We start from the raw sequence: 25623 nt of genomic DNA, 5'->3' as shown, positions 1-25623 counted from the left end.
GTCCGTGTGTCTGTTCGCACCAGTGTCCAACTAGCCCAGCCCCGAACTAGCCCAGTGCTCAGCTAACCCCGACCCGAACTAACTCAGTACCGAACAAACCCAGCGCCCAACTAACCCAGCGTCGTGCGCCCAGCGAATGCCCGCGACAGCGTGAGTTCGTCAACGAACTCCAAGTCGCCGCCCATCGGAATCCCCGAGGCCAAACGGGTGACTTTCAAGCCCGGGAAGTCCTTGAGTAACCTGCCGAGGTAACTGGCCGTTGCCTCGCCTTCGGTATTGGGATCGGTGGCGATGATCACTTCCTCGATCTCAGGAGCGGGATCGTAGACCACCTCTTCGCCCTCTCCCGGGCGGGCCACGTCATTGAGAACACCACCGATTCTTTGGACCAGCGGCGTCACATTAAGTTCTTTTGGCCCAACCCCTGCCAGCGGGTCCAAGGCTCCGCCGAGCACGTGGTAGCGCCCGCGGTATTCGGCCGTGCGCTCGATGACTTGAATGTCCTTGGACTCTTCCACCACGCAAATGATGGATTTATCGCGCGAGGAATCCGCGCAGATCCGGCAAATGTCCTCTTGCGAGATGTTGTGACAGATACGGCAGAACGCCACCCCGTCTTGCAACCTACCCAATGCCTCTTGGAAGCGCCGTAGGTCTTCCGATTCGACCTCCATGAGGTGCAGTGCAATGCGCTGCGCACTTTTGGGGCCGATGCCGGGCAGGCGCGAGAACTCGTCGATGACGTCCTGCAGCGGTCCTTCGAACAATTAGAAACCCATGCCGTTCAGGCCCTGGGACAGAGGTCCCATCTTTTCCTCGGCAAGCGCCTGTAGCTTCTTGTTGGCATCCTGGAATGCGCCCACGATGAGGTCCTGCAGCGTTTCAACGTCCTCTGGATCGACGACCTCTGGTTTCAGGGTGAGGTTCTGAACCTCGCCGCCACCGGACAGGGTCAGGGACACCAGGCCGTTGCCCGCGGTGCCTTCTACGGAGGAAGCAACGATCTCGCGTTGCGCTTCCTGCAGCTGAGCCTGCATCTGCTGTGCCTGCTGCATGAGCTGGTTCATGTCTGGCTGAGTCATAGCCACGCCTTTCGTTAAAAGTTTGCGTTTACCCGAACTACTGTACCGATTGCCTCAGACATCGTCCCCTGCATCGCGCGCATGTTCGCTGCCAGCATGCGCAATCGGGCGCGGCCCCGCCGCGAAGGGTCTGTCTTCTGCTGTGCCTTCCTATCGCACACGCTCGCCACAACCTATCGCACGCGCTCGCCGCAACCTATCGCACACGTTCGCCGCCCAAGTGCTTCTCAATGAGCTCACCCGCTACCTCCAGGGGTGTGCGGTGATCCAATTCGCCACGCTCACCGCGGCCGAGCTCCTCAAGGATCTCCTCTTCCTGCTTCCGCCGCAGCTCTTGCTCGCTGGCTGGTTGTGCTGGTCGCGCTGATTGCCCGGGCTGGGAGCCCTCGCCATTGCCATTTCCGTATCCCGCACCGGGGTGCGGTTGGTCGTTGCCGTTCGGGGGGTTGGCCGTCTTATCCACCGACGCCCCGCTGGCCGCCCCACCCCCGTAGAAATTGGGGTCGGGTGGTCCACTTTCCCATGGGTCCTCAGGCGGTTCATCAGGCAAAGGAACCCCATTAAAACCATTGGCTCGGTTGTAGTCCTGCGTGGACCGCATCCGGTCCATTCGCGCGCGCCAGCCGGTTGGCTCACCCTGGGGTTGTGTGGCGGGTTGTGCAGCAGACTGTGTGGAGCCCTCCGCACCCGGTGCACCGTTAGGCGCCGACCCGAACTGTCCCTTTCCTTGAATGGCCCCATGGGTTGCGTTCTCCGAGCGCGCCGCGGAGTGCGCTGGTCCGCGCGCTTCGGCCATAGCGCGGGCACGCTCAAGGGCGCTGACTGGACCTGGTTCATGTGGCCCATTGGCTTCCGCGGGAGCGTCTTCTGCAGCGGTGTTTGATTCCGTGAGACCACGGTGTTCCGCGGGAGCGCTTACATGCGCCGGTCCCGAGTCCGCAGGATCGTAGTGCGCCGCGGGGTTCGCTCCCTCGGGATCGTCTTCTGCAGCGATGTTCGATTCCGCGGGAACGCTTACACGCACCGGTCCCGAGTCCACAGGATCGTAGTGCGCCGCGGATCTCGCTCCTGCAGGGTCGCTCTCGTCGGCGGAATCCGATTCCGCGGAGGCCGCTTTGACCTCGCGGTTATCCTCACCCGCGGGAACGCTTTGCCCCGTGGAGGCAATCACTCGAATTGCCTGGCCCGACACCGTTTGCGCTGCTTGCACCAATACAGCAGCATTCGCACTGTTGTTGAGGTAATTCGCCAGCGCTCCTGTGTGGTGTTTCACGTAGAGCTTCCGTGATTCAACCGGGGACGGTTGCTCGGGATAAGGCTGAGCATCACGCGCAGCCACCCATGTCGAGAGGTGCTCCGCCTTCAATTGCTCCAGGAGTGCTTGCCACAACTCGCCTGTATGTGAGATACCCGCCTTCGGGGCAGGCTGCGCACCAGTATCGGGCGCAGCAGTCGAGGAGGCGACCGTTCCATATTCATCGGGCGCAGCAGCCGAGGAAGCAACCGTTCCATCCCCATCGGGCGCGGCCTCCATGGCCACGGAATCGTTCGGCGCTGGGTCCCTAGGTGCTGCATCTATGGGCGCCGCATCGGTACGTGCCTCATCTGTAGGTGCCGCATCGGTACGTGCCTCATCTGTGGGCGCCGCATCGGTAGGTGCTGCCAAGTGTTCACCACTGGAGGCACCGTCTTCGGGTGGTGCCGATTGTTCACCGCTCGACGCAGCACCGTAGGGTTCTGCCCGTTGCTCAACGGCAGGGTCAGCATTAGGCCCAGACGGTTGATCGGATGTGCCTCGGTGTCGATCGAGAATCTCGCGCGCATGACGCGCTTGGGCCAGCACATCATCCTCACCCGGCCCCGGCGCGCCACTCGTTCCAGACGCATCTGGCGCAACAGACTTCGCGACCTGCTGCTCCACCTGTACCGGCTGGGCCTGTTGCCGTTGCAACTGCTCCTGCTCTTCACGGGCCTCACGGGCCTCGCGCTCGCGACGGTCCTTCGGGCGCTCGTATCGGGGCCGGGGTGTATCCCCACCAGCCGCCCCTGCAGCACCGGCCCCCGCACCCGGAACAACAGCGCCCGAACCGACCGCACCAGCACCCCGGCTGGCACCAGCACCGGGTACCTGCAACCCACCGCCACGCTCCAGTTGCTCCACGCGCTGCGCCAAGGATTCGACGGTCATGCCCGCTGCCGGCAAAGCCATGCGCGCACACATGATCTCCAGCAACAACCGTGGCGCCGTAGCCCCGCGCATCTGCTGCAAGCTCTCATTCACCAAGGCCGTGCATCGCGTGAGTGTTGCCTGTCCCAACTGCTGCGACTGCTCTAGCAATCGCTCTTCCACGTCCTTCGGCGCGTTCACCAGCCCCCTGCTCACCGCATCGGGAACCGCGAACACCATCAGCAGGTCACGGAACCTATCCAATAGATCCTCAGCGAATCGGCGCGGGTCGTAGCCAGCATCGATGACCTCATCCACCACGGTGAACAAGCCCGCTTGATCCTGGTCTGCCAGGGATTCGACGGCTCTATCGATCAGCGTGGCGTCGGTCATACCAAGTACCCCAACGGCGCGCTCGTAGGTCACCCCGTCGGGCCCCGCACCAGCCAGCAATTGGTCCATGATGGACAGGGAATCACGTGGGGATCCGCCACCGGCCCGGATCACCAGCGGGTACACGGCTTCCTCCACCGGCACGCCCTCGCCCGAGACCACACTTTCCAACAGCCCGCGCATATCCGGGGGAGTCAGCAATCGGAACGGGTAATTGTGCGTACGCGAACGGATGGTCGCCAGCATCTTTTCCGGCTCGGTGGTGGCGAAGATAAAGATCAGGTGCTCCGGTGGTTCCTCCACGATCTTCAGCAGCGCATTGAAACCCGACTGGGAAATCATGTGAGCCTCGTCGATGATGATCACGCGATAACGCGATTCAGCAGGCGCGAAAAATGCACGTTCCCGCAGATCACGCATATCTTCCACACCGTTGTGCGTGGCCGCATCAATTTCCGTGACATCCAAGTGCCCCGCCCCACCAGGCGCCAGAGCCCGGCATGAATCGCACTTGCCACACGGCGTGGAGGTGGGCCCCTCCACACAATTCAATGACCGCGCCATGATGCGCGCCGAAGACGTCTTGCCACAACCACGGGGGCCGGAGAACAAATAAGCATGGTTAATCCGGCCACTGTCCAACGCTGTGGAAAGCGGTTCTGTCACATGCGCCTGGCCGACCACTTCCGCAAACGTGGACGGGCGATATTTCCGGTAAAGAGCCACGCCCCTAACACTACAGCCGGCCCGCGACATCCCACCCAATCCAATCGATGAAGTGGGCTACGCGCAGCCGACTCTTACCCTTTCTACCTCCAGGGGTTGTGCAGGTCGGCTCCTGTTTCCACGAGCTTTTGTTGAAGTTTATCGACGCCCTGCTGCTCCGCGATATCTAGTTCCTCGTCAGTTAACATCACCAGCTGCACGGGGAGCGTAAGGCGTCCGGGGTGGGTAAACTCCACCGCCGCGCCAAAGCCTTCTTGTGCTTCCTTAGAACGGCGCCCGGCGGTGGCTACCTCGTGCAAGTGCGGTACGCCATCTTCCCAGAGGAACGGAACGACCAGTAGACCGTGCTTGGCCGTCATTGTGGAGTCCAGCGAACTGGCCAATTCAGGCAAAAGCAGTCCGGGTTGGGGACTGAGGGTAAATGGGTCCTGGGAGATCATTGCCGCGACCCCCGAGACCAAGTGAGCAGCCCGATCGGTATGCCCGCGTACGACTGTAATGTACTCGACGCGCAGGTCGGAGCCGTCCTCGGTCTCCAGGCCCGCTTCGATGCGCGCCGCGTCCGTCGTCATGGCGACCGTCTCCGCGGAGCTGTCGGCGTCGGAACCAAGATGGACCTGAAGCACCGTGAACTCCGGAAACGATTCTGCGATCCGGTGAGTGAAAGCCTGCGCCCCCTCGGGTAAAAGGCCCTCGGCCCAGTGGAGAGTCTCTTCAGTATTAATTCTTGCCCTCCCCTTCAGTGGCGAAAACTTCCGGCTTGGATTCGGCGGAGGTGGACCCGTGAGCCTGGGTAGCGCCTTGTCCGTGGTCAGCGCCGTTTTCCAGCGCTTCGATCGTCGCCTTCAGCACGCAGATGGCGAAGACCGTCATTGCGGTATCCAACTGATCCAGCGGCGGCATAGAAGGAGCTAGGCGCAGGTTGCGGTCGTTGGGGTCCTTCTTCAATGGGAAAGTCGATCCAGCTGGGGTAAGGACTACTCCGGCCTGTTTCGCCAGTTCCACGGTACGGGCCGCGGTTCCATCCACGAGGTCCACGGAGATGAAGTAGCCACCTTCCGGGCGGGTCCACTGTGCAACGTTGAGGCCGCCCAGGCGATCATCCAAGATGTCCAGAACGCGCTGGAACTTCGGAGCCAGGGAGCTTGCGTGCTTGCGCATCACAGCGCGCACCCCGTCCACGCTGCCGAAGAACTGGGCGTGCGCCAGCTGATTGACCTTGTTTGGACCGATACCCCGGACGTTAGCGATGGATTTGTACCAATCCAGGTTTTCGGAACTGGAGGCGAAGAACGCCACTCCGGCACCCGCGAAGGTGATCTTGGAAGTGGAGGACATGAACCAGAAACGGTTGGGGTTCCCAGCTTCCTCGGCAAGCTGCAGGATATTGACAACCGGTGGGAATTCGTCGGTCAGGGTGTGCACCGCGTAGGCGTTATCCCACACGATGCGGAAATCAGGTGCGCCGGTCTCCATGTCGGCTAGGGCGCGGCAGACATCCCCGGAGTAGATAGCCCCTGTCGGGTTAGAGAACATGGGCACGGTCCACATGCCCTTGACTGCAGGATCCTTTACCAGTTCACGCACCGCATCCATATCCGGACCTTCGTCGGTCATGGGGACAGTGAGCATCTCGAACCCGAAAAGTTCAGTGATGGAGTGGTGGCGATCGTAACCCGGTACAGGGCAAATCCACTTCACCTTGTCCCCTGTGGCGGCCTCGGCAGACCAAGGCCGCGGGGAATCGTTGTTGCCGAAAGTGTAAGACCAGCTGATGAGATCAAACGCGATGTTAAGGGAGGAAGAATCGCCGGCGATCACGTTGCCCACCGGCAAGCCCAACGTATCGGCCCAGATTTGGCGAATATCCGTGATGCCTAAAAGACCACCGTAATTGCGGGTATCCACGCCGTCCGAGGTGGTGAAATTGCCACCAGGCAGGGAAAGCAGATCGGTGCTGAAGTCTAGCTGCTCTGCCGATGGCTTCCCGCGGGTCAGATCCAGCTTCAACCCTTGGTTCTTGAGCTCTTCATATTCCTGATTGACCTGGTCCTTGAGGTTGAGGAGTTGGTCTGCATTTACGTCCGTGATCTGCATGCCGAGCCTTCCTGTTCGGGGATTTCCGGGTAGTCACATGGCCGAGGCGGGGGATGCTACGGCGTGATTGTTTGCCGAGGCGCTTATCCGCTGGAGCTTTTACTCAATCCATAGTAGCGACACGGAGGCGGCCGCTAAATGCTGATGCACACGAAAAGTTGGTGCTGGGCATAACTCGCGTTTGCGATACACACCCCAATTCGATACAGCCACCCCACCCTAGGCGACCGAACAAGGCATAAAAAGGGGACCCCGCGCACCCGTTAGAGCTCGTTGACCCTTGCTGCATTCCTGCCCTGGGGGAGTTCACAAGATACACGCCACGCGGAATCCACCCCACAGCCTAGCGCACCGCTACCGGAAACTACAACGGCCCACCTCATCCTTATTCTTTCTCCTTGCCGTCATCCTTTCTTAGCAGCCCAAGCGCCCACCTACCCCGCGAAACGGCCCATCCCATCCTTATTCTTTGCCCTCATCCTTCCGCGGCACCCCAAGCGCCCACCTACCCTGCGATTTGTACATAAAGGGGCCCGTTGTGTACGCTTTCCGGTGAACGACGGACGCGCTTTTTGCACGCTCGTTTTGTTTTGACATGGAGGATTCGACTAGCGGCCTATGTCACACGCCTGGAACGCGTGCGGGAGTCACATCCCTCAGGGGTTCAAATCCCCTATCCTCCGCAGTTCGAAAAGACCCGGTTCAGCATTGAACCGGGTCTTTTCTTTCCCAAACCATCTTCCTCGCAAGGGCTGAGCTTACCCACGCGCCACAACGCTCCCATCGCTACCCATGCGCGCGCTACCACAAACTACGCACACCAGCAGCCCAAACCACGCACACCAGCACTCTCATAGCGCACTACTCACGCCCCACCCTTTCCACAGCAGTTTTTGATTGACATATCACGCATACTAAAGTCGTATTTCATGCAAAACGAACCACTCGCAGGGTTACCGCTGCATTTGCCGCTATCAGTACCGCATTTCTGGCCTTCCTGGCCGCTCCAGTTGCGCACGCCGCGCCCGCAGCACCCAATAGTGCTGTCATCTTCGGCGATAGCTTGCTGGCTAACCCCACCATCCCTGATTACATCACCAGTCATATCAACCCTCGTGATCCACGAGTGAAATCGACCCTTTCCGGTTGTGCCACAGACGATGTCGCCCGGCGCGGATTCGCAGCCCGCACAGGAAAGCCAACCTATTCCTACACATGCGCTGGCGCCTCCTTCGTTACGGTTGGCCAGCATATTTCCCAGCAAATCAACCTCGCCATTGCCCAGGGCAAACTGGGGCGTCAAACTTCTACGGTCATCATCTTGGCCGGAGCCAACGATACTTACCCTCGTATTATTGGCCAGTCCCAGTCGGTTTCCCGCGTGATCCAAAACATCGAGCCCGCTGCCGTCCGCGCTGTCAACCGTGTCCGCGCAGCCGCACCGAATGCGAAAATCAAGGTAGTGGGCTACCCAACCGTTGCTGCACCGAATGGTGGCAGCTGTGTAATCGGGCAGCTTCCTCCGCAGGTATTCGACTCCCGCGTTCCCCAGGTCGAACGTGCAATGGAGGCCATGGGAAACCGCGTAGCGGCGCGCACGGGCGCACAGTATGTTTCCCTCAAAGCTGCATCCCGCGGACACGACTTGTGCTCGCGCGATCCTTGGTTGGCACCCCTGGTCGCTTCGCCGAAACCCGCAAACATCCCCTTCCACCTGACACCGAATGGAATGAACGCGGTAGTGTCGAGGATGGCCCACTAAGCCAACCGGCCTGCACGGGCGCCCCACCGGGCGCCGCATCCTTCCAGGTTGTGGCCGGTGCATCACCACAAAGACCAAGGAGTGAACAGCAAAAATGGCAAAGCTCGAAGGTAAAAGCATCGCAGTCCTCGCAACCAACGGCTTCGATGACGATGAGTTCAACTCGCCCATCAAAACCGCTCTGAACGAGGGCGCGAAGATTACCGTAATCAGCCCTAACGGCGACGAGATCGAAAGCAAAAAGGGCGCCAAGGCCAGCGCAGACGCTTCTACTGAGGACTCCCGCTCCACCGAATTTGATGGCATCATCCTCCCCGGTGGCACTGGTAACGCCGACAAACTCCGTATGGACGAAGCCGCCGTTGAGATCGTCAAGAAGCACGTCGAGGCCGGCAAGCCACTCGCTGTTATCTGCCACGGGGCGTGGATTCTTACCGACGCCGACGTGCTCCGCGGTCGCACCCTCACCTCGTACCCTTCGCTGCAGACTGACTTGAAGAATGCGGGCGCTACCTGGGTTGACGAGGAGGTCCACGTGGATAACGGTCTGGTCTCATCCCGTACCCCGGAGGACCTCGAGGCTTTCAACGCGAAGCTAGTCGAGGAATTCGCAGAAGGTAAGCACTAACCCCCTACACAAGGAATCTCGATGTCCCTGAACTCGCAAACCCTTACCCGCCTGACCCTCGGCGCTTTCATGACTTACGCCGGTACCGGCCACCTCACCTTCCTGCGCAAGGAGTTCCAGGCGCAGGTACCCGGTTGGGTGCCGGTAAATAAGGACCTCGTCGTTCTCGGTTCGGGCGTGGCGGAAATTGCCCTGGGCGCGTCGCTTCTCGCCCTGCCCCGTCACCGCAAGCTGACGGGCACCGCGCTGGCCGCGTTCTACGCCGCAATCTTCCCTGGCAACATCGCCCAGTACGCGGAACGCAATAATGCGTTCGGGCTGGACACCGATGGCAAGCGCCTCGCCCGCCTGTTCGGGCAGCCGGCGCTGATCGCTGCGGCGCTGTGGGCTGCGGGGCTTCCAAAACCCGCTGAGAAGTAACACCACAGGGGCTGGAATCTCCCGAGTGTTCGAGCCCAAACGCGACCAGTGTCTGGCCCAGCATATAACCTATTCCCATGATTACAGGCGCGTTGAAAAACCAGGTAGATACGATCTGGGATGTTTTCTGGTCGGGTGGTATTTCTAACCCGCTCACGGTTATTGAACAGTTCACCTACCTGCTTTTCATGCGCCAGCTTGACGAGCGCCAAGCGAACATTGACTTCCAACGGAATTTGGGTTTGGAACCAGATGATGTGGATGTGTTCCCGGAGGGCAAAGAACACTTGCGTTGGCGCAACCTCATGGAGATCGCCGACGGCACCCAGCGCCGTGAGGTAATTGTTAAAGACGTTTTTCCGTTTCTGCGGGAGCTTGGTGGCTCAGGCTTCGGCCAACACATGAGCAACGCCACCTTCGGCATAGAGAACTCCGGAACTCTTCTCCGCGTAATGGAAAAGATCAACGATCTGCACTTTTCCAATAGGGACATCGCCGGCGATCTCTACGAATACATGCTGTCCAAGCTTGCCACCTCGGGCACCAATGGACAGTTCCGCACCCCTAGCCACATCATCGATTTGATGGTCGAGCTCATGCGCCCGGCCCCGAAGCATCGTGTGATTGATCCCGCTAGTGGTACTGCTGGATTTCTCGTGGCGGCGGCCAAGTGGACACGCACTCACCACGCAGATGAACTCATCGATATCCGCACACGCGATGCCTATACCGCATCGGGTCTCACGGGCTTCGACTTCGATTCCACCATGGTCCGCATCGCGGCAATGAACATGTTTATGCATGGTTTCGAGGATCCCAATATCAGTTACCGGGATTCTCTCCAGCAAATCCCTGACGAGGATACAGAGGCATTCGACATTGTCCTGGCCAATCCACCTTTTTCGGGCAGCATCGATGCCCATAGTCTTGACCCGGAGCTGGCGGGTTTGGTCTCTTCAAAAAAGACGGAGCTCCTATTCCTTGCCCGGTTTTTGTCGTTGGTCAAGCCGGGCGGCCGAGCTGCAGTTATCGTCCCGGAAGGAGTGCTTTTTGGTTCAACGAAGGCACACAAGCAGATCCGAAAACACCTTATCGAGGATCAGCGTCTCGATGCCGTGATCAAACTCCCGTCCGGCACATTCAAACCGTACTCGGGTGTGTCCACCGCGATTCTGTGCTTCACCCGCACCGACCGTGGCGGTACCGACGACGTGTGGTTCTATCAGGTCGCTGCTGACGGTTACTCCCTGGACGACAAACGCACCCCGCTTCTCGAAGCCAACCTGTTGGGCCCCACTCCTACTGATCGACTGTTTGACCCTAATAATCCCGAAGAAAGGCTAACCCCGGTAGCCCTCAGCATCGAGCAGCACACAAGCAATAACTTACCCGACGTGCTGACTCGCTGGAATGAGCGCACCGGCGCCGAACGTGACCGCGCACGGACTGAGCAGTCCTTCACCGTGCCGATAGAAGAAGTCCGCGATGCAGGATACGACTTGTCCATGAACCGCTACAAGGAGATTGTCTTCGACACAGAGGAAACCCGCGACCCGTTGGAGATCCTCGCCGAGATCAAAGGGCTTGATGCGGAGATCTCTTCCGGGTTGGACAAGTTGGAAGCATTGCTGCGGGAGGGTGAACAGCGATGAGTGCAGGTCATGAATGGCCGACGGTGAAGCTGGGGGATGTGCTTACACCAGTTCGAGAGTCTGAGTTTTTTCCGAACCCAGGTGCTGAAAGGTTCGTTACCGTGAAGCTTCACGGCCAAGGCGCGGTTGAGAGGGGCATTTCAGCAGGGAAGACACCGGTGGCGTTCACGGGGTTTCGAATTCAAGCAGGTCAATTCATTTACTCGCGGATAGATGCGCGAAATGGTGCCTTCGCCATCGTCCCATCAGAACTCGATGGCGCTGTAGTTTCAAAAGACTTTCCCGTTTTCGAGATCAATGAAAGAAGATGCTCACCTAGATATCTTGAACACTTTGCCCGCACTGGTAGGCTCACAGCGAATGCCAAAGCGTTCAGCCAAGGCGCGACCAACCGCCAACGAATTAAAGAGAAAACACTTCTGCGCTTTAAGTTCCCCCTCCCTCCACTCCCCGAGCAGCGGCGTATTGCGGGGATTCTTGGAAAAGCCAGCGCCTCAGTCACCTCCCGGCAAACCCTCCACTTTAAAATGAATGAGTTGCGAGATAGATCCTTCAATAGATTTCACACGAAACACACGCAGGGTTCTACCCCAATTTCTTTCAAAGATCTCGTGCTTCAAATCGAAAATGGAAGGAGCCCAGTCTGTGAAAGCCGAGAGGCTGAGAAAGATGAATGGGGAATTCTCAAACTGAGCGCGGTCACTTCCGGGGAATTCAAGTCGCATGAAAACAAAGCCCTTCTTCAAGACTCCAACGCATTGAAAAATTTTGAAGTCCACCCGGGAGACCTGCTTATGACTAGGAAGAACACCCCTGAATTAGTTGGTGCGGTTGCCTTAGTCCGGAAAACTAGAGGTCGTTTGCTTCTGCCCGATCTGATTTACCGTCTGCGCCTCAACCAAGAGTTAGTGGAGGCAGAGTACTTCCGAGCACTTCTGATGAGTGCACCCGTTAGAGCCAGGATTAGAGCACTAGCAGGTGGTTCATCACAGAGTATGTCCAATATTTCCAAACAGCGCCTCAACCAGCTCGTCATGAGCATCCCACCTTTGAGCGATCAAAGAGAATTCGTTTTACAGTCTGAAAAGATCTACCGGTTGCAAGATAGAAATACCGAAGCACTCAAGCTTACCCAGGAACTCCACGCCTCCCTCGCCGCGCGGGCTTTTTCAGGCCAATTGTAGGGGGCAATTGGCCATCCCTTCGAACCTTTGCTCGAGCGAATCCCCAACGTGGTCGGGGTAACCGGCTAAAATTTACGCAGAACTTGCACGACAAACCGATGGAGTTTCCATGACTCACACGATCCCGCCCAGCAACTTCGGGTTCGTGGGCCGCGTGTGGCCAGCCCTACTCAACGACTGTGTACAAGCAGAACGCAACGCACTGAACAACCCAGTCGTTACATGTTTCTACGCACGGCGTGTACTCGAGCGCCTCGTCAAACACATCTGGGAGTTTCGTGCGCTTGGCTCAGTCGTAGACGGCTCCACCTTCGGGCGCCTCAAAGACAACCGCTTCACTGCCGTCGCCACCACCGCCCAACTGGACAAGATGCACTATATACGGTTGCGAGGAAACGACGCGGTCCATGACGGCGCCCGACCTGTCACACCCCAAACCGCCCAAAAAGTGGTGGCCCAACTTTTCGACCTCCTCGCATGGGCCACTGCCCGGCACTCTGCAAATCCCAGTGCGCAACCACACGCACCCTTCAATCCACAAGCATTAGAGGCAACACAGACAAGCGCGCAACTAAACCAAGCGCAAGTGAAGAAGCTCGCCGCAGACCTCGAGGCAAAGGATGCCGAATTAGACAAAACCGCCCTGCTACTCAGTGAAGCAGAACAGGCACGCCTCACCCAGGCTGAGCAACACGCGGAAGAACGCGCACTCTTCGCACAACGTAGTGCCAAAGCAGAAGAACAACGCGCAGCCACTGAGGCCGAACTCGCAGCAGCACGCGAACAGCTCACCCGCCTTCGCGCTGAACGCGATGCTGAGATCGAGCGATTGCGATCCGAACTTCGCGACGAACTCGCCGCCAAGGCAGGCACCGGTGCAGCGCCCACACTCGCACCGACCATTAGCGAAAGCGAGACTCGCCGCGATCTTATCGACCCGATGCTCGCCGCGGCAGGATTCTACATTGACAAAAATGTCACCGTCGAACACCCCGTTCACGGCATGCCGGTATCCGCCGAAAGCCCCCTTGGTAACGGGTACGTGGACTACGTTCTCTGGGATGATGACGGCCTGCCGCTCGCCGTAGTTGAAGCCAAGCGCTCCGGTGCAAGCCTCACCGACGGGGCCGTACAAGCACGTCTCTACGCTGATTGCCTCGAGACCAAGCACGGTCGCCGCCCCATCATCTTCTGCACCAACGGCCACCTCATCGAGATGACGGACGACCGTGCAAACTTACCCGGCAGTGGCCGCGGCTACCCGACTAGGCCCGTCGAAGGTTACCCCACGGCGCAGCAACTGCGCCGGATGATCAACCGCCGTAACACACGCTCAGCCCTGTCCACTGCGCTCATCGACCCTCAGATCGCGGGACGAGACTACCAACAGCAAATGATCCGGCGCGTCACCGAATCTTTCGAGGACGACTACAAGCGCCGAGCTTTGCTAGTTATGGCAACAGGCACGGGTAAAACCCGCGTTGCCGTTGCAACTGCGAAACTATTACGGGAATCCAATTGGGTGGGTAACGTACTCTTCCTCGCAGACCGCACCGCGCTGGTGGATCAAGCGCACGACAATTTTGTCGACCTTTACCCTGAATCCGCCCCCGTGAACGTACTGCGCAAACCCGACGGGGTAGGGGGTGTCTACATTTCGACGTATCAAACAATGATGGGGCTGATCAACGACGACGGAAATACGCCAGCACAGTTCCGCCCCTTCGATTTCGATCTAATTATCATCGATGAGGCCCACCGCTCTATCTATCGCCGTTTCAAGCGCATCCTTGATTACTTCGACGCCTACGTTCTAGGCCTCACCGCCACCCCCAAAGCGGAAGTACACCGCAACACATACCAACTCTTCGACATTGACGACAAGGACCCCACCGGCTCCTATACCCTAGAGCAGGCCATCGAAGACAAGTACCTGGTCCCACCGCAAATTCTCGCCCAAGACTCCCTGTTCTTGCGCAGTGGGATGCGCTACGACGACCTCAACCCCGAAGAGCAGCAAACTTGGGATGCAGCTGAATGGGGGACCGATGAAGACGGTAACCCCCTCGACCCACCAGATGGGGTCACTGCCGCAGAGATTAATTCGCGCCTTTACAACCGTGACACGATCCGCAAAGTCCTCAAAACCCTCTTCGATGAGGGCCTCAAACTCGAAGGTGGCGATCGCCTCGGTAAAACGATCATTTTTGCTCGAACCCAGCAGCACGCGGCCTTGATCAAGCAAGAGCTGGACACTACTTTCCCCAAAGCCGCAGGTGAACGGGCTTCCGTAATTACGCACTCCACCCGGTACGCGAGCACCGAACTCAAACGTTTTAAGAACCCCGCCAGCAGCCTTGACATTGCGATCAGCGTGGACATGCTCGATACCGGCGTGGACGTACCCGAAGTACTCAACCTCGTCTTTTTCAAACCCGTTTACTCATCCACCAAGTTCTGGCAGATGATGGGCCGCGGCACACGCTTGCGCCCACACCTTTTCGGAAACCTGCTGCATAAAGATAAATTCCGGGTCTTTGACTTCTGTGGCAACGTGCAGTTTTTTATGGACCATCAACCCGAAGACACCGGTCTTACACGTCAAATATCCCTGTCGGAAAAGCTGTTTCTTAGCCGTGCCACTCTCATTTCGCTTCTCGGTCGAAGCGATGAAAATACGTTACCGCAGTTCCAGAACGAACTAGCAACGTACCTCCATGAAAAGGTTCAGTCGATTTCTCTCGGGAATATCCACGTTCACCCCCGCGACCGCCCATTTTTGGAGCACTTCCGTCGGCGCGCGTCCTGGGATAACCTGACCGAGGAAAACGTGGAGGAGCTCGGCGAGCATATCGCACACCTTCCCATGAAAACCCCAGAAGCAAAAGAATCTGCGAAACGCTTTGACCTACTCATTCTGCAGCTCCAGCTCAGCCTCCTCGTCGAAAACGGGTCCTGGTCAAAGAACCGGCAAAAGGTTGAATACATCGCCGAGGAGCTCATGGGAGTATCCGACGAGCTACCCTTCGTCGCCGCAGTGCGCCCCACTCTTGAAGCTCTCATAAGCTCCGATTGGTGGGACGGGGTCACCATTACAGAACTAGAATCGGTTCGCCGCGAACTCCGGTCACTGGTGGAATACATACCACGTCATAAACGCCAAGTGGTCATCCTAGACGTCGAAGATGAATTTGGAGACATTGCGGAGGTAGACATTCCACTTGAAAACGCGGCTGTCGACGTCAACCTCAACCGTGTGGAAAATGAGTTGCGCTCTGCCTTGCAGCAGCACCGCGATTCACTCGCTATGCAGAAGCTTCGATCTGCACGGCCCCTTACCCCCTCCGATGTTCGCGAATTGGAAAGGATGGTCGCTGATATAGGTCTGAAAGGTATCGCCGAAGTACGCAAAAACCTAGGTGGAGATACAATTCCTGCTTTCATACGTCGCTTGGTCGGTTTGGACGAAAGCGCTATGAAAGCCGAATTCGCCGAGCTTCTTGAGGGGTCAACCCTCACGTCTCACCAGATCGGTTTCATTCGTTACGTGGTCAAGGTATTAGTGACTAACGGCGGATTGACAATGCAGGAAGCCGCTAGCGAGTCCTTCTACCCTTATGGACGCGCCGCGGATTTATTCAGAGGCAACCAGACTGTGATCGTTAACCTGATGAACAAACTGGAACGCATCAACTCCACCGCCAACGTCAGCTAGCGTTCCTCCCCGTCGTAAAAAGACAAGCCACCACCCCAAAACAACGAGCCCTCCCTCGTCGTAAAATCGAGCAGCCGGCAGCGTTTTGAGTGAAATGAGCCTCTCCCATGTCCACCTCAAGGGGCCCGGGGACTAATAGGAGCCAAGCCCCACTAACGACGGGTCAGGACGGTAAGTGCTTTCCGGTTAGCGAAAACCTTGCTTCGCCCTACTTTCCTTTCCTCCAACACACCTGCTTGAACCAATTGTGCCAGCCACATAGAGGATGTTTGGCGCCGGGCTAAACCCGCATCGACCAGATCGGTGATTCTCACGTAGGGCTTCACAAAAAGCAACGACGAGAGATCCGCCCCAGCAGTGATGCCCAAGGATCGTATCTGCTTGGAAGTATCCTCCTGCAAACCACGCAGCTCGTTAATCAGAGATGTCGCTGCCTCCGCAGATTCTCGTACTCCGCGCACCATGAATCGAATCCAATCTTCCCAGGCTTTTTCGGCAGTCACCCTCCGCAACAAAGCGTAATAATCGGATTTATTGTCCACGATAAAGCCAGACAAATACAGGACTGGCAACCGCAACACATCCAACTGCATCAGCAATAGGATGTTGAGGATCCTCCCAGTTCGCCCGTTGCCGTCGTAAAAGGGGTGGATAGCCTCGAACTGATAATGCGTCGCAGCCATCAGCACCAATGGATCCAATCCGTGATCACTATAAAGAAAGTTCTCCCATGAAGAGAGGTGCCGCTCAATAACTTCCTTGCCTTCAGGTGGTGTATATAACCGCAGTTGATTTCGGGGATCCCCAATATAGGTCCCTGGGGTCGACCGCACCTGCATGGGCCTACCCGATAATTTGCTGCATACTTGGATTGCGGTCTTCTCTGAAACTGGCCGCATCTGCAGGGAGTCTACGCCCCAGTAGAGGGCCTCTTTGTAATTTAGCGCTTCCTTCGTCGCGGGAGAAGGCGCTGCATCAACCTTCCATTCAGCTTTAAACAGTTCATCGTTAGTTGTGACAATGTTTTCGATCTCCGTTGAGGCCTGGGCCTCCCGCAACGGAATCGTCGATGTAATGATGTCCGGGTTTGGGATCAGACTGCACGCTGTGTTCAGTGCTGATAGCGCCGCACGGGCCTCGATAACGTCTTTGAGTACCGCAGTTGTTTCCAGCACTTCCGCAGGCGGAAGTGCTGGCAAGTCGTTGAATGGGTGATCCGGATGAAACCCCTGAGGCGCTGACATGTACACAGAATAAACATGTCCGCCGGACGTGTCGAAATCTTCGCAAAAAATCGACATATCCCAATCACTCGTGAGGCCCCCGTGAGCATTCTTGCAATCGCCAAAGCAACTGCCTCGCTCGCACTGCCTCTATTCAATACCCGGAACACACAGCTAGCCGTCCAGTCAATACGAATTCACATGCTCCCGAAGCGCGCCGTTTCTATGAACGACGTAAGCGTGAGATCGATCGTGGCGGGTCAAAGCGGGTTTTGGATGCGTCGGAGACACGCGCACGTCGGGGTCGCACCGACTCCAACCGCTCCCACAAATAATCCGCCCCACCATAGAACGAGAACGGTGTTGCGCAACAAGAAACGTCCTACGAGCAGCCCCCTGAGGCGCTGACATGTACACCAAATCGACATGTCCGCCGAACGTGTCGAAATTTTCGCAAAAAATCGACATGTCCCACACATTGGGAGGATGGATCCCAGCGGGGCCGCTTTCCCAACTTCCGGAATCAGCACACACCAGCAACTCCCGGGATCAACACGCAGTAGCTACCTCAGAAATCAACGCGCAGTAGCAACTTCCGGAATCAGCACACACCAGCCCCGCTCAACCGATAGCGTCATGAGGCATGAACGCTCATGATCAAGGCCGCAAGACCACCTCCGCCGCCACCTCCGCCGGCAACTCCCCCATCGGCAACTCCGCCGCAACCTCCGCCAGCTCCCCCATCGACAACTCGGCCGACAATTCCTCTTCCACCTCCGCCGGCAGCTTCCCCATCGGCAACTCCGCCGCAACCTCCGCCAGCTCCCCCATCGACAACTCGGCCGACAATTCCTCCTCCACCTCCGCCGCCACCTCCGCCGCCAGCTTCCCCTCCACCTCCACCTCCGCGCCCCTCACGGACAGCCCCGTCAGCCTCATCAAAGGCGCCGATCCGCAGACCGGCGAGCCCAACGGCATCGCCTACGTCACGCTCAACCGCCCAGACAAGCTCAACTCGCTGACCCTCCCCGTCCTCGATGAACTCATCTCCGTTGCCCGCACCATCCGCCGCGACCGTGCGATCCGCGTAGTCATCCTCTCCGGTGCCGGCGGCAACTTCAGCGCCGGGCTGGACTTCGCCTCCGCCCTCAAATCCCCCGCGAAACTCGCCCGCACCTTCGCACCCCGCCCGTGGCGAGGCACTAATACTTTCCAAGAAGCACCCTGGGCGTGGCGTCGTCTTCCCATCCCCGTGATCGCAGCCGTGGAAGGCTACTGTTTCGGCGGAGGCGTGCAGATCGCCGCCGCTGCGGATTACCGTTTTACTTCCGCCGACGCCTCCTGGTCCGTCCTCGAAGCCAAATGGGGGTTGGTACCCGATATGTCCGGCATCGCTTCGCTGAAGCAAATTCTGCCGATCGATACAGCCAAACGCCTGGCCATGACTGGGGAGATTCTGACGGGCGAAAAGGCAGCAGAGCTGGGCCTGGCCAGTGAAGTTTCATCCGATCCCATCGCTGCCGCGGAGGAGCTGGCCCATCAGTTGATTGCACGCTCCCCAGATTCGGTTGCATATGCCAAGCGCTTGTTCGATGAAACCTGGGCCAAGGGGCCACGCGCAACGTTTTTCAAGGAGCGCGTGCGCCAAGCGCGGTTGCTGACGCTACAGAACACCCGAATCGCGCAGAAGCTGGGGCGGGAAACCAAGTCCATCGGCAATGCCCACAGCAGCGCAGACAACAGGCGATTGACGAAGTTCCTGCCGCGGTCGGTACGATAGACCCAAAACCGCAGTTCATGTGCGCATCAACGCAACGCTACGCGCGGGCTTGTCCCCGACCGGGGATAAGCCCGCACCGCACACCACCCAGCCATAACCGGCAAACCGCGCACATGGAAATAGGACAAACGCCACGTGGACCACAACGCAGGCTCTTGTGAAAGGACGTGTACCAATGACGAATTCCCCCCTCCCGCAGTTAAAATCTGCCCTTTTGCCCAAAGTGAAACGGGAACAGGGAGTATGGGGAGGCGTCGAGGCAAACGAAGAATGGGCCGCAGAGATCAAGCGCTTGAAGGAAGCGCGAAACGCCGTGATCCTAGCCCACAATTACCAAATCCCGGAGATCCAAGACATCGCGGATTTCACGGGGGATTCGCTGGCGCTATCGCGTAAGGCCGCGGAGACGGATGCGGACGTGATCGTGTTCTGCGGTGTGCACTTCATGGCCGAGAGCGCAAAGATCCTCTCCCCCAACAAGACCGTGCTGATTCCCGATGAGGAAGCCGGATGCTCGCTGGCGGACTCCATCAGCGCCGATGAACTGCGCGAATGGAAGGCGGAACACCCAGAGGCTGTGGTGGTGAGCTACGTCAACACCACCGCCGATGTGAAGGCGCTGACGGACATCTGCTGCACGTCCTCCAATGCCGTCGATGTGGTGAAATCCATCGATCCTGATAAAGAAGTCCTGTTCTGCCCCGATCAATTCCTGGGTGCCCACGTGCAACGCGAAACGGGCCGCGACAACATCCGTGTGTGGGCTGGGGAATGCCACGTCCACGCGGGCATCAACGGCGCCGAACTGGCCGAACAAGCCAAGGCCAACCCCGATGCTGACCTATACATTCACCCGGAATGCGGATGCGCGAACTCCGCCATTTACCTCGCCGGCGAAGGCACAATTGAAAAAGAACGCGTGCACATGCTGTCCACCGGCGGGATGCTAGATATGGCGAAAGCGGAAGGAACCACTGGTTCGGACGGACAGGCCGGAAGCACTGGAGGGACGCGCGATACGGGCGCAACCGGAGCGGCGGAAGGCGGTGCCAACAGCTCTGGTGGGCATAATGGCACAGCCGTCACTACCGCACCGCGCGCGTCGCGTACGTCCCGCAAAGTACTGGTCGCGACCGAAATCGGCATGCTCCACCAGCTGCGCCAAGCCGCGCCAGAGGTGGACTTCCAACCGATCAACGACCGCGCATCCTGCGTATACATGAAGATGATCACCCCGGCAGCGCTACTGCGATGCCTTGCCGACGGGATGGATGAAGTTGATGTTCCGACAGAGGTTGCCTCGAAAGCGCGCGCCTCGCTAGAAGCCATGATTGCCATCGGCAACCCGGGAAGTGGTGAATAGTTCATGGCTGCAATTCGGCCTCTCAACGAAAACAACACTCGCGGCCTGATCCGCGCCGCACTGCGCGAAGATCTGGCCTACGGTCCAGACATCACCACACTTGCCACCGTAGATGCCCAAGAGATTTCCGAAGCGCGTTTCCTCACCCGCGAAAACGGTGTGGTCGCTGCACTGGAAGTCATCGGCTGGGTCTTCGACGTCCTGTTGGAAAACGAGCCCGCCTCCGAAGCCGAGGTGGCCGCGCGTGCCGAAACCAGCCCAGAGAGTTCCGCCGCTGAGCGCGCCCTCGCCCGCGAAGCCGCCGGTGTGCGCATCCACCTGCTGGTCAACGATGGTGACCGCGTCCTTCCAGGGCAGGCCATCGCCGAGGTACAGGCGCCGACCCGCCTGCTGCTGACCGCGGAACGCACAATGTTGAATCTGCTCACGCACGCTTGTGGCGTCGCTACAGAAACCCGCCGATGGGTGGATACGGTGGCGGGCACCGGAGCCGAAATCCGTGACACCCGGAAGACCTTGCCCGGCATGCGCGGACTGCAGAAGTACGCTGTTCGCGCAGCTGGGGGCAGCAATCACCGCATGGGGTTGGGGGATGCCGCGATGATCAAGGACAACCACGTGGCCGCGGCTGCGCGCCGAATTGGCGGGACAACGGAACGGGGGAAAACGGCCGGGAAGAGTGTGGCGGCTGGAAGGTCTGCCGTGGCCGACGTGAACGGCGCGACCGGCACCAACTCCGCGGCAGATGCCACCGCCGGCGTAATCGAGGCCCTGCGTGCCATTCGTGCCGATGCACCGCACGTAACCTGCGAGGTGGAGGTCGATACTCTCGACCAGCTCGACGCGCTATTAGCCCTCCCCCAGCCGCCGGAATTGATTTTGCTGGATAACTTCAGCGTGGGTGGAACTATCGAAGCGGTTCGACGCCGCGATGCCGCCCTCCAAGGCCGAGACACCGTAGTCAAGCTGGAATCCTCTGGCGGATTGACGCTGGATGTGGCCCGGAGTTACGCGGAAACCGGAGTGGATTATTTGGCGGTGGGCGCATTGACCCACTCTGTCCGCGCCCTCGATATTGGTCTGGATTACTAGCCCCACCGGGCGAGGGGGTAGTCCGGCAGCGAGTTTAGCGGTTGCGGACAGAGCAGTCGGTTACGAAGAGAGCAGTCGGTTACGAATGCGACCCCCGCGGATCCAACGGGGTCATTTTCCATAGTGGTAGCGGCAACTAGCAATTCGGACTTCGTCATTTAACAATTTATAAATCAACCGATGCTCGTCAGTAATCCGGCGGGACCAGTAACCGGAGAACCCATGTTTTAGAGCTTCTGGTTTGCCGATGCCTTCGTTACCATTTCGCGTGATATCGCGAATGAGGGTATTAATTCTTTTTAACGTTCGCCTATCTTCCCGCTGCCACCATAGATAATCTTCCCAAGCGGACTCATCCCAGACCAGACGGGCCATCTTTAGTCCTCGATCAAACCGTGTTCAGAACCACCCGAGTTTTCCAAACGATCGATCGAATCCAGCAAACGCCGGGCGTTGGCTGGCGAACGCAGCAAATAAGCCGTTTCGCGCAGTGATTCGTAATCCTCTAACGAAACAATCACCACCGGTTCATGGCCGGCCCGCGTAACGATTGTTTCCTCCCGATTATTCACCACGTCGTCCAGCACCTGCGCATAGTTCGCGCGCGATTCAGTGTAACTAATTGTTTTCACAGCGCACCTCCTGTACGGAAAACCGTACATAGGGCGTTAGCCGAGGTCAAGTCCGGGGTTCTCATTGGACCTGCCTTTGACGGTTACGCCCACACGGGCAGGCAGCTGGGGGTAGTTCGGCAGCTCGGGTTAGCTCGGCCGCTTCACGTAGTCCGGCAGCGCTTCCGGCTTCGCGATGGGCAGCTTCTTCGGTTGCATGTCGAGGCCCAGATCCTTCGCGAAGATCAGTCGAGTGGATTCGTAGATCTTCTCGGAATTCTCATTCAGCTCGAACACGCGGGCGCCACGGAGAGTGTGCTGCTGCCACGTTCCATCATGCAACCCATAAGGCGCGAACCCTGTGCCTGGGCAGTAACCCAGTTCAACACCAAAGTAATCACCCTTGTAGCTATTGATGTGGTCGTGCCCGCAGTAGATTCCCAGCACATCGCCGCGGTCGCGGACCGCGCCATAGATACCGGAGTTGAACGAGCCGTAGTACACATCCTCGTTCTTCACACCATCGATGTTGAACGTGGACTTCGCCTTAATGTGGTTGACCTCGAGATGCTTGGCTGGGCCGCCGTACCACATATCGCGGTGCTCATAGGTGGGGATATGGAAGTACATTAAGCTCGGAATTTTCGCCCCGTAACGCTGTTCCGCTGCCTTCGACGCATTGACGTACCATTCCACCTGAGCTGGTCGGATGTAATCGTAGTGTGGAATATCATCGTTCTTTTGCACCGGATCCGCTTCCGGCAAGTAGTTGCCCGAATCCAGTAGCCAGATGCCGAATGTGGCGCGAGCCTGGTCCTTAGCGGAGGCGATGAGCAGGTGGGCGTCGGAATGACCAAAAGGCCGATCAGGTGCAACGGGATTCAAGTTGTGCTTGTACTGGCGAACGAAGTCGGCCATGTGGTGCTCGTAGACGCCGGTGTTCGCGTCCTCGACGGAATCTTCATCGTGGTTGCCGAAAGTGATCGCCCACGGGATGCCGCGGGTTTCCATGGGGAGAACCACGTTGTTGATCGCCTCGTAGACCTGGCGGGGGTTCTGGGGGCCATCGGTGATGACATCGCCGTTAATGAGCGCGAAGTTTGGCTTTTCCTGGTCGAGAACCTTGCCCATGAATTCGATGGTGCGGCGGTCGGTGAGATGATCGTCCTGCGTGTCATTGAATTGAACAATCTTGAAGCGGCCATCGGGCTGGAAACGCAGCGGGAGTTGGGCTGGTGTGCCACTCTCGCCGGGGTTGGCACTGTGGCCTGGCGTGGATGAGCCGAGGCCAGAGCCCATACTGGACCGCATGCTTGAGCCCAGTGCAGACTGTGCTTGAGCTGCGCCGAGGATGCCAGTGGCCGCAGCGGTTGCTGCCAGTGCGGAGCTACCTCCCAAGACTGCGCGGCGACTGACCTTGCGGGCGGGCGTGGGGTTTTCTTGCGACACGGGAGGGGTTCCTCTCCTGGGTGCTAAACATTGGATTGGTGGACAATCGGAGAGGATAGGGGTTGGAGGTTACTGCGATGTTAACGCGGACTTAAATGCTTGGAGGAGCTGTGCTGGGCGGGACGGCGTTGCAATGGGTGTGGCGCGGGGCGGCGGTGCGGGGTGGTGCGGCGCGGCGGTGCGGGGTGGTGCGGTGCGGCGGTGCGCACGACCCTAGGCAGAACTTGCATGGCCATTATCAGGCTCTTTAGCTTCGTTCCCGATGCCCTTGCCGCCGAACCAACTCAGGCTCCAAACCAAGCCGCGGAATCGCACCCTGACCCCTTATCCCCTGGTTTTCCCAAAACCTTTTCGTTTCAAGCCCTGATCAGATGGGCCTCATATTTCTTCATCGACTGGCCCTCGGGCAGCAAGCGTGCACGGAAGGGGGGTCGGGTGTCCGGCCCCGATAAAACGGCGACGAGCCGTGTTGAACTCTAGGCCAAAGGGCCACTCCAAAGATTCTTCCGCGGAACTGAAATAACCTTAGCGTGTGGCCTGTGATTCAAGCCATGTATGGAGACTGTCCCGTCACCTTAAAAGCACGCATTTCAACAGCGCAACCGATTGATCCAGACCTCTATTTCGACCGCTTTCGACAAACAGAATTATCTTGAGGGTTCGTCTGGACAGGTAGGGTTCGCATGGACAGGCAGGAGCTACCACTCAGATGTTTCCGCATCATTGTGGGAGATAAATGACGTCAATTGCTTTCACATGTACGATTCGCAATTGCTCTGCACACGTATAAGTATGCGATTACTAGAATGGATCGTCGATGGAAGCATCTGAAGGATGACCGAATCCCCTATCGAATGCTTTCGACCCGGGATTGCTGGGAATATTCTGGATTCCGAATGGTGGCGGATTCCCCTCGAAAGTGCTTGGCAAATCTCCGTCACGAAGACGCACTAGGAGGCCGGTTAATACCGCTCCACTGCACCGGTTCCCGCGAGAGCTTCTCCGGATCAAACGTGGCCAACGCCCTAGCGAGGACCTCATGTGCGCGGTTCGGCGGGAAACTTGGCGCCCCCGTGCCCACTTCACGCGCCAGCTCGCACACCGCCTGCCGCGCTCCCGCGCCCACAGCATCCCCCAGCGAATCCAGAATCCACCCCAGCGCCGCCGCCGGCGACTCCACCTCGCGCAAGGTCACCGCCCCATCCCGCTTCGCCAGCCTTCTGCCCTCCGGCCCCAAAACCAGCGGGACGTGCACATACTCCACCGGTTCTAACCCCAGCAGATGCGCCACATACGCCTGCCGCGGCGCTGAGCTCAGCAGGTCATCCCCGCGCACGACCTGCCGCACGCCCGACAGGGCATCGTCTACCACCACCGCTAAGTTGTACGCGTAATCATTCGCGTGTCCACCCGCGCCATCATCGCCCTCTTCGTCCGGCGCGCAACCCGGCAGCACGTTGCCACCGCGGCGCAGGACCATGTCATCAACTTCGTCGCGGTACACCCCATCCGTGGCCTGTGCGGAAAAAAGCTCTGCCACCTGCCACGAGTCCACATCGGACGCCAACCGCAAAGCCGGCACCCGCCCTCGTGCACGTAGCTGGTCGCGGGCAGCGGTGCGCTGAGCGCTGCTCAACGAGCGACACGTCCCGGGGTATACTCCCGGCCTCACATGCGGCGCACGGCTAGCCTCCTGGATATCCTTACGCGAGCAATAGCATTCATACACCAGTCCGGCGGCCTGCAGTTTTCCCAGCGCAGCCGCGTAGTGGTTGAGGTTTTCTTGCTGGCTCGCCACCGGGCCGTCGTGGTCTATTCCCAACGACGCCAAGTCTTCCAACTGCCGCGCCGCCGACGTGGGGGAGGATCGCTGCGCGTCGATGTCATCAATGCGCATACGGAAGGCAAGGCCGGCGTGACGTGCGAAAAGCCATGCCAGCACCGCTGTGCGCAAATTGCCCAGGTGCAAGTCCCCGCTAGGGGACGGCGCGTACCGACCGGCGGGGCTGGCAGGAGTTTCGTCCCCGCCTGCAGCAGAAACATTCGGGTCGATGCCCGGGCGAGAGTCCGATGAGGTCATGACTTGCATTCTAGGGTTTCCCTGCACGCGCTACCCGCCCCCTCCGCGTTTCCCCTTCAATCTCCCCGCTCTCCTACTCCCTAACCTCTTCCACCCCGCGCTCCACGTCGAAAAAGCAGAACGAAACGCACCCACAACCCCGCAAAGCAGAACGAAACGACACGACAAACCACAACATCGCGCATCCCATTCTGCTTCT

19 protein-coding genes, 1 tRNA gene and 1 other RNA gene are annotated in these 25623 nt (G+C 58.7%); 10 read left to right on the top strand and 11 right to left on the bottom strand.

Going from position 1 to position 25623, the window contains the following annotated elements; translation table 11 throughout:
• Positions 1 to 110: 110 nt before the first annotated feature.
• From HMPREF3098_RS06955 to ffs, 6 genes are all read right to left on the bottom strand, one after another.
• A complete protein-coding gene (locus HMPREF3098_RS06955; RefSeq protein ID WP_070434543.1) occupies positions 111 to 767 on the bottom strand; it encodes a recombination mediator RecR in 657 nt (218 codons plus the stop codon).
• Positions 768 to 1082, bottom strand: coding sequence for a YbaB/EbfC family nucleoid-associated protein (locus tag HMPREF3098_RS06950; protein WP_035115198.1), 315 nt, complete (start codon positions 1080 to 1082; stop codon positions 768 to 770). It lies immediately after the preceding gene.
• Positions 1083 to 1278: 196 nt separating this feature from the next.
• On the bottom strand, positions 1279 to 4368 hold the full coding sequence (locus HMPREF3098_RS06945; protein ID WP_070434542.1) for a DNA polymerase III subunit gamma and tau: 3090 nt from the start codon (positions 4366 to 4368) through the stop codon (positions 1279 to 1281).
• 83 nt (positions 4369 to 4451) lie between these two features.
• Entirely contained in the window at positions 4452 to 4994 is a 543-nt protein-coding gene (locus HMPREF3098_RS06940; protein ID WP_246815878.1) for a suppressor of fused domain protein, read from the bottom strand.
• Positions 4995 to 5088: 94 nt separating this feature from the next.
• Positions 5089 to 6465, bottom strand: a complete 1377-nt coding sequence (locus tag HMPREF3098_RS06935; protein WP_083284283.1) for an aspartate aminotransferase type Ic — start codon at positions 6463 to 6465, stop codon at positions 5089 to 5091.
• A gap of 241 nt (positions 6466 to 6706) precedes the next feature.
• Positions 6707 to 6801: signal recognition particle sRNA small type (gene ffs / locus HMPREF3098_RS06930), an RNA gene on the bottom strand.
• A gap of 261 nt (positions 6802 to 7062) precedes the next feature.
• Between ffs and HMPREF3098_RS06925 the strand changes: the two genes are divergently transcribed.
• The 7 genes from HMPREF3098_RS06925 to HMPREF3098_RS06895 all read left to right on the top strand — a co-directional run bounded on the left by HMPREF3098_RS06925 (position 7063) and on the right by HMPREF3098_RS06895 (position 15826).
• Positions 7063 to 7148 (top strand) — tRNA-Ser (locus HMPREF3098_RS06925).
• A 380-nt stretch (positions 7149 to 7528) separates the two neighbouring features.
• Complete coding sequence (locus HMPREF3098_RS06920; RefSeq protein WP_070434540.1) at positions 7529 to 8227, top strand: GDSL-type esterase/lipase family protein; 699 nt, start codon at positions 7529 to 7531, stop codon at positions 8225 to 8227.
• Positions 8228 to 8321: 94 nt separating this feature from the next.
• Entirely contained in the window at positions 8322 to 8855 is a 534-nt protein-coding gene (locus HMPREF3098_RS06915) for a type 1 glutamine amidotransferase domain-containing protein (RefSeq protein WP_070434539.1), read from the top strand.
• A 21-nt stretch (positions 8856 to 8876) separates the two neighbouring features.
• Positions 8877 to 9275: a DoxX family protein gene (locus HMPREF3098_RS06910; protein WP_070434538.1), complete on the top strand. Its 399-nt coding sequence runs from the start codon at positions 8877 to 8879 to the stop codon at positions 9273 to 9275.
• A gap of 77 nt (positions 9276 to 9352) precedes the next feature.
• Positions 9353 to 10927 carry a type I restriction-modification system subunit M gene (locus HMPREF3098_RS06905; protein WP_070434537.1) on the top strand — a complete coding sequence of 525 codons (1575 nt, stop codon included), beginning with the start codon at positions 9353 to 9355 and terminating at the stop codon, positions 10925 to 10927.
• A complete protein-coding gene (locus HMPREF3098_RS06900) occupies positions 10924 to 12111 on the top strand; it encodes a restriction endonuclease subunit S (RefSeq protein WP_070434536.1) in 1188 nt (395 codons plus the stop codon). Before HMPREF3098_RS06905 ends, HMPREF3098_RS06900 begins: the two co-directional genes overlap by 4 nt.
• A 109-nt stretch (positions 12112 to 12220) precedes the next feature.
• Positions 12221 to 15826 carry a DEAD/DEAH box helicase family protein gene (locus HMPREF3098_RS06895; RefSeq protein WP_070434535.1) on the top strand — a complete coding sequence of 1202 codons (3606 nt, stop codon included), beginning with the start codon at positions 12221 to 12223 and terminating at the stop codon, positions 15824 to 15826.
• A 152-nt stretch (positions 15827 to 15978) separates the two neighbouring features.
• Here the strand turns inward: HMPREF3098_RS06895 and HMPREF3098_RS06890 are convergent, their stop codons facing one another.
• Positions 15979 to 17070, bottom strand: a complete 1092-nt coding sequence (locus HMPREF3098_RS06890; protein ID WP_246815877.1) for a Fic family protein — start codon at positions 17068 to 17070, stop codon at positions 15979 to 15981.
• A 955-nt stretch (positions 17071 to 18025) separates the two neighbouring features.
• Here HMPREF3098_RS06890 and HMPREF3098_RS06885 point away from each other — a divergent pair.
• From HMPREF3098_RS06885 to HMPREF3098_RS06875, 3 genes are all read left to right on the top strand, one after another.
• Complete coding sequence (locus tag HMPREF3098_RS06885) at positions 18026 to 18829, top strand: crotonase/enoyl-CoA hydratase family protein (protein WP_371440972.1); 804 nt, start codon at positions 18026 to 18028, stop codon at positions 18827 to 18829.
• 175 nt (positions 18830 to 19004) lie between these two features.
• Positions 19005 to 20192: a quinolinate synthase NadA gene (gene nadA / locus HMPREF3098_RS06880; RefSeq protein WP_070434533.1), complete on the top strand. Its 1188-nt coding sequence runs from the start codon at positions 19005 to 19007 to the stop codon at positions 20190 to 20192.
• Between the two features lie 3 nt (positions 20193 to 20195).
• The gene (locus HMPREF3098_RS06875) at positions 20196 to 21284 is read left to right on the top strand and encodes a nicotinate-nucleotide diphosphorylase (RefSeq protein WP_070434532.1); all 1089 of its coding nucleotides are present in this window, start codon (positions 20196 to 20198) and stop codon (positions 21282 to 21284) included.
• A 111-nt stretch (positions 21285 to 21395) separates the two neighbouring features.
• Here HMPREF3098_RS06875 and HMPREF3098_RS11015 read toward each other — a convergent pair whose 3' ends face one another.
• The 4 genes from HMPREF3098_RS11015 to HMPREF3098_RS06860 form a co-directional block, all read right to left on the bottom strand.
• The gene (locus HMPREF3098_RS11015) at positions 21396 to 21659 is read right to left on the bottom strand and encodes a Txe/YoeB family addiction module toxin (protein WP_035115228.1); all 264 of its coding nucleotides are present in this window, start codon (positions 21657 to 21659) and stop codon (positions 21396 to 21398) included.
• Positions 21660 to 21661: 2 nt separating this feature from the next.
• Complete coding sequence (locus HMPREF3098_RS06870) at positions 21662 to 21916, bottom strand: type II toxin-antitoxin system Phd/YefM family antitoxin (protein WP_035115230.1); 255 nt, start codon at positions 21914 to 21916, stop codon at positions 21662 to 21664.
• Positions 21917 to 22045: 129 nt separating this feature from the next.
• A complete protein-coding gene (locus HMPREF3098_RS06865) occupies positions 22046 to 23344 on the bottom strand; it encodes a metallophosphoesterase family protein (RefSeq protein ID WP_070434531.1) in 1299 nt (432 codons plus the stop codon).
• 937 nt (positions 23345 to 24281) lie between these two features.
• Positions 24282 to 25424 (bottom strand): glutamyl-Q tRNA(Asp) synthetase, encoded by a 1143-nt coding sequence (locus HMPREF3098_RS06860; RefSeq protein ID WP_083284316.1) that lies wholly within the window; start codon positions 25422 to 25424, stop codon positions 24282 to 24284.
• Positions 25425 to 25623: the final 199 nt, after the last annotated feature.

It is taken from the genome of Corynebacterium sp. HMSC28B08, assembly GCF_001806865.1.
Taxonomy (GTDB): domain Bacteria; phylum Actinomycetota; class Actinomycetes; order Mycobacteriales; family Mycobacteriaceae; genus Corynebacterium; species Corynebacterium auriscanis.
This window is presented reverse-complemented; position numbering and strand designations above follow the sequence as displayed.